Origin of the sequence: Rhodococcus sp. (in: high G+C Gram-positive bacteria), assembly GCF_049299235.1 — a bacterium.
GTDB lineage: Bacteria > Actinomycetota > Actinomycetes > Mycobacteriales > Mycobacteriaceae > Rhodococcus.
The window spans coordinates 1-3,864 of the sequence record NZ_JBAQXC010000224.1 but is presented as its reverse complement, the minus strand read 5'-3'; the positions used below and the strand labels follow the sequence as shown (position 1 = coordinate 3,864).

The 3,864-nt window shown below is 67.5% G+C and carries 3 protein-coding genes and 1 pseudogene; 2 read left to right on the top strand and 2 right to left on the bottom strand.

Features of this window, described 5'->3' with window-relative positions:
- Nucleotides 1-277, bottom strand: a pseudogene (locus WAX14_RS12930) (hypothetical protein); the annotation flags it as partial.
- Between the two features lie 45 nt (nucleotides 278-322).
- Complete coding sequence (gene metG / locus WAX14_RS12925) at nucleotides 323-1,882, bottom strand: methionine--tRNA ligase (protein ID WP_422628462.1); 1,560 nt, start codon at nucleotides 1,880-1,882, stop codon at nucleotides 323-325.
- 21 nt (nucleotides 1,883-1,903) lie between these two features.
- On the opposite strand from metG, the gene WAX14_RS12920 reads away from it, so the two are divergent.
- On the top strand, nucleotides 1,904-2,740 hold the full coding sequence (locus WAX14_RS12920; RefSeq protein ID WP_422628461.1) for a TatD family hydrolase: 837 nt from the start codon (nucleotides 1,904-1,906) through the stop codon (nucleotides 2,738-2,740).
- Nucleotides 2,741-2,787: 47 nt separating this feature from the next.
- The gene (locus WAX14_RS12915) at nucleotides 2,788-3,846 is read left to right on the top strand and encodes a maleylacetate reductase (RefSeq protein ID WP_422628460.1); all 1,059 of its coding nucleotides are present in this window, start codon (nucleotides 2,788-2,790) and stop codon (nucleotides 3,844-3,846) included.
- Nucleotides 3,847-3,864: the final 18 nt, after the last annotated feature.

The following is a 3,864-nucleotide window of genomic DNA, read 5'->3' as shown; positions in this document are numbered from 1 at the left end:
CCCGCCGGGCGACCTCGGCGAGGCGTGGATGCGTGTCCGCGACGGACTGCACCTGCCGCAACCAGGAATCCGGTGCGCGGTCCCGCGCGCTGCTGCGGTGCGCGTCGAACAGCACCGCAGCCGCGGCGAGCGGCACGTCCGCGAGGTTGCCCGAGCGTGCCGTGACGTGCAGCAGGTCTGCCGGCTGCCAGCCGCGTTCGTACGCCCAGGTCAGCTCGTCGAGCAGCGCCTGAGCGCCGAGGTCTTCGGATCGAATGTATGTTCTAGTACTCCCCATGTGGGCAGTGTGACGGAAGGCACCGACACAAACCCGGGGCAGGCGCTATTCGGCGTCGTCGACGAACCGCGGGAACACCGGTGACGGCGCGGGAAGCGTGGTTCCCGGCACCAGTCGGGTCGCGATGTCCGTGAACGCACGAGCGTCGGTGTCCTGGCCGAGCAGGTCGAGGATCTTCGCGCCCGAATCCGGCATCACCGGCTGGACGAGGATGCCGACGATGCGAACCACCTCGAGCGTCACGTACAGGACCGTGGCCATGCGCGCCGGATCGGTCTTGCGCAGCACCCACGGTTGCTGCGCGGAGAAGTATCGGTTGGTCTCGCCGAGCACATGCCAGATCGTCTCCAGTGCCAGGTGCAGGGCCTGGACGTCGAACTCGGCGCGCACCTTCTCCAACAACTCGTCGGCCTGCGTCAGCAACGCCAGGTCGTCCGCGGTGAACTCACCCGGTGTCGGGGCGAGACCGTCGAGGTTCTTCGCGACCATCGTCAGCGACCGCTGCGCCAGGTTGCCCAGTTCGTTCGCCAGATCCGCGTTGATGCGGGTGGCGATCGCCTCGTGGCTGTAGCTACCGTCCTGGCCGTAGGAGATCTCGCGCAGCAGGAAGAAGCGGAGTTGGTCCAGGCCGTACTTCTCGACCATCTCGAGCGGGTCGACGACATTACCGACCGACTTCGACATCTTCTCGCCCTTGTTGAACAGGAAGCCGTGCACGAACACCCGCTGCGGCAGTTCGATACCTGCGGACATCAGGAACGCGGGCCAGTACACCGTGTGGAAGCGAGTGATGTCCTTGCCGATGATGTGCAGATTCGCGGGCCAGAACTTGCGAAACGCCTCGGAATCGGTGTCCGGGAATCCGACGCCGGTGAGGTAGTTCGTCAGCGCGTCCACCCACACGTACATGACGTGGTCCGGGTGCTCCGGCACCGGGATGCCCCAGTCGAAGGTGGTGCGCGAGATCGACAGGTCCTTCAACCCGCCGGAGACGAAGCTGACGATCTCGTTGCGCCGCGTCGCGGGGGCGATGAAGTCTGGCTGCTCCCCGTACAGTGCGAGCAGCTTGTCCTGGTAGGCGGACAATCGGAAGAAGTACGTCGACTCTTCGGTCCACTCCACCGGGGTGCCGGTTTCCGTCGTGATACGCGAACCGTCGTCCTGCAGCGTCGTCTCACCCTCGCCGTAGAACGCCTCGTCGCGCACCGAGTACCAGCCCGAATACGAGTCGAGGTAGATGTCGCCCGCGTCGACCATGCGCTGCCAGATGGCCTTGCTGGCCTCGAAGTGGTCCGCGTCGGTGGTGCGGATGAACCGGTCGTACGAGATGTTCAGGGCCTTGTCCATGGCCTCGAACACACCGGAGTTGCGCGCGGCGAGCTCCTCGACCGGAAGCCCTTCCTTCACGGCCGTCTGCTGCATTTTGAGGCCGTGCTCGTCGGTGCCGGTCATGAAGTACACGTCGAAGCCGTCGAGCCTCTTGAACCGGGCGAGCGCATCCGACGAGATGTACTCGTAGGCGTGCCCGATGTGCGGAACACCGTTCGGGTACGCGATCGCGGTGGTCAGATAGAACGGCGGGCGGGCGGGAGTGGGCGCAGTCATGGTGGCCCTACTGTATAACCCGTGAGCAAAGCCCGTCCCGCGCCCGAGCCCCCCGAACCCTTGACACCCCTCGTCGACGCCCACACGCATCTCGATGCGTGTGGCGCGCAGGACGCCGAATCGGTCGCGGCCATCGTCGATCGGGCAGCCGCGGTCGGGGTCGGCCGGGTCGTCACGGTCGCCGACGATCTCGACGCCGCGCGATTCGCGGTGCGGGCCGCGCACTGGGACGAGCGTGTCTACGCCGCGGTCGCGATCCACCCGACCCGTGCGAATGTTCTCGACGAGCAGACCCGCGCCGAGATCGAACGTCTCGCCGCCGATCCGCGGTGCGTCGCGGTGGGGGAGACCGGTCTGGATCTGTATTGGCCCGGCAAACTGGACGGATGCGCCGATCCGGCCGAACAGGAAGACGGATTCCGCTGGCACATCGACCTCGCGAAGCGCCTCGGTAAACCGCTGATGATCCACAACCGCGACGCCGACACCGAACTGTTGCGGGTGTTGCACGACGAGGGTGCTCCCGAGACGGTGATCTTCCATTGTTTCTCGTCGGACGCGGTCATGGCGCGGGCGTGCGTCGACGCCGGTTACGTCCTCAGCTTTTCCGGCACCGTCAGTTTCAAGAACGCGAAGGCGCTGCGTGCGGCAGCGCAGCTCGTTCCGCGCGAGCAGGTGCTGGTGGAGACGGACGCCCCGTTCCTGACCCCGCATCCCTTCCGCGGTGCCCCCAACGAGTCGTACTGCCTGCCGTACACGCTGCGCGCGCTCGCCGAGGTGCGCGGTGAAGATCCCACGGAGTTGGCCGCCGCGACCACTCGCAACGCCGAACGGGTCTACCGGATTTCGGCGAACTGACGCCGAATACGACGGGCAGGCGGGCCGGAACCGCGACAATCGGAGGCATGTACAACTTCGTCTACACCGCACGGCCTGCTCGGGTGGTTTTCGGAGCGGGAACGGCTTCGCGCGTGGCGGAGGAAGTGAGCCGGTTGGGCCGTTCACGGGTGTTGCTGCTGGGCGGTGACCACGTCCGGCGACAGGCGGCCGTGGTGGAAGATGCCCTCGGGCCGTTGCGTGTCGCGCGGTTCGACGGGGCGGTCATGCACACGCCGGTCGCGGTCACCGACCGTGTGTCGCGGCTGGTCGACGAGCACGACGTCGATGCGGTCGTCGCGGTCGGTGGGGGCTCGACGACCGGACTGGCGATGGCGCTCGCTGTCCGCACCGGCATCGATCAGGTGATTCTGCCGACGACCTACGCCGGGTCCGAGGTGACGTCGGTGCTGGGTGAGACCGCGGATGGCGTCAAGACCACCCGGTCCGCGCCGGAGATCCTGCCGGAGACGGTGATCTACGACGTCGAGTTCACGCTGTCGATGCCGGTGCCGATGGCCGTGACCAGCGCGATGAACGCGATGGCGCATTCGGTCGAGGCGTTGTACGCCGAGCAGGCCAATCCGATCGTCGACGCCTTGGCGCTACAGGCGATCGCCGCGATCGGCCGGGGGGTGCCCGCGCTCGGCGCCGATGCCGTCGACCACGGGGGCCGGTCGGAGTTGCTGCTGGCGGCGTGGCTGTCGGGTACGTGCCTCGGCGCGGTCGGTATGGGTCTGCACCACAAGTTGTGTCACGTGCTCGGCGGTTCGTTCGAACTGCCGCACGCGGCGACGCACACGGTGATGCTGCCGCACGTCATGGCCTACAACGAAGAGTCGGTCCCGGACGTGATGGCGCGTATCGCCGAGGCACTCGGCACCGGGTCCGCGGCGGGTGGGGTGTTCGACCTGGTCGCCGCGGCGGGCGGCCCCACCACGCTCGCCGAATTGGGGATGACCGAGGGCGATCTCGACGAGGCCGCGCATCTGGCGACCGAACGGCGGTATCCGAATCCGCGGGAGGTCACCCGAGTGGGTGTGCGCAGGCTGCTCGGGGAGGCGTTCGGCGGTATCCGCCCCGCCTGATCGCCCGCCGGGAGCGAG

Coding starts and splice junctions, on each gene's coding strand:
- metG (WP_422628462.1), bottom strand. CDS start 1,882: ATGACTGCGCCCACTCCCGCCCGCCCGCCGTTCTATCTGACCACCGCG.
- WAX14_RS12915 (WP_422628460.1), top strand. CDS start 2,788: ATGTACAACTTCGTCTACACCGCACGGCCTGCTCGGGTGGTTTTCGGA.